Origin of the sequence: Microvirga sp. Mcv34, assembly GCF_024519725.1 — a bacterium.
In the GTDB taxonomy this organism is placed as follows: Bacteria; Pseudomonadota; Alphaproteobacteria; order Rhizobiales; family Beijerinckiaceae; genus Microvirga.
On sequence record NZ_JALJRK010000314.1, the window covers coordinates 1 to 290 of the forward strand.

The window sequence follows — 290 nt, forward strand, 5'->3', positions numbered from 1 at the left end:
GAGTGGCTGCGGGAGGGCAACAGAATACGTGTTGCGACGACTGCTTGAATCCGTCTTGACTGCCGCGGTCGGCGTGATGGATCAGCCCCTCACCAGGTCTTCGGATCGCCAGAGCCTTGCGCAGTGCCTCGAGAGCCAGCTCCTTGTGGAGGCTGTCACTGACCGCCCAGCCGACCACCCGCCGCGCAAAGAGATCGAGGATCACGGCCAGGTACAGCCAACCCTCGTTCGTCCACAGTGGAGTAAGAAGCGCAAGTGCGCTTCTCCTCCCCGAACCGTACATGCACCTT

General features: G+C 62.1%; 1 protein-coding gene. It reads right to left on the bottom strand.

What is annotated here, in order from left to right; genetic code table 11:
* Window positions 1-290, bottom strand: a 290-nt coding sequence (locus tag OC446_RS30760) for a DDE-type integrase/transposase/recombinase (protein WP_262032638.1), incomplete at both ends; no start/stop codon positions are given.